This is a genomic window from Nocardia sp. 852002-51101_SCH5132738 (assembly GCF_001665695.1).
In the GTDB taxonomy this organism is placed as follows: Bacteria; Actinomycetota; Actinomycetes; order Mycobacteriales; family Mycobacteriaceae; genus Nocardia; species Nocardia nova.
On record NZ_LZML01000091.1, the window covers coordinates 1 to 516 of the forward strand.

At 61.6% G+C, this 516-nt stretch carries 1 protein-coding gene; it reads right to left on the bottom strand.

All coding sequences use genetic code 11. From position 1 onward, the window contains the following. Positions 1-171: 171 nt before the first annotated feature. Positions 172-516, bottom strand: a 345-nt coding sequence (locus A5789_RS38525; protein ID WP_197516601.1) for an ATP-binding protein, incomplete at its 5' end; no start/stop codon positions are given.

Genomic DNA, 516 nt, shown 5'->3' on the forward strand with positions numbered 1-516 from the left:
AACCTCCGCCGGGCCACGACCGGAAACCGCGAACCCCTATAATCAGGACCGCTCACGGGTGGGGCATTTCGATGAGCCCGGCTGGGGAGATTCGGTGAGCGCAGTCAGCTGACGAGGCTCAAGAAACTTCCCCAGTGGTGCTCATCGAAATTCCCCACCCGTGAGGCGGTTCTACTGTAGCGGCCGGCGGATGGTTCCGGAGGCCGTGCGGTGGTTTTCTGATCGGGCATGGTGGTCTCGCAGGCGGTAGGAGTCGCCGTCGAGGTTGATCACCATCGACCGGTGCAGGAGTCTGTCCAATAATGCTGCGGCGACAGTGTTATCGCCGAGGATCTCGCCCCAGGATCCGACGCCGCGGTTGGTGGTGATCGCGATCGAGGTCTTCAAATATCGTTGCGACACAACTTGAAACAATGCTGAAGCCGCCTCTGCCGGTAATGGCAGATAGCCCAGTTCGTCGATCACCAGCAGCGCTGGTCCGGCGTAGAACCGCATGGTGGTGGCCCACCGGCCCTC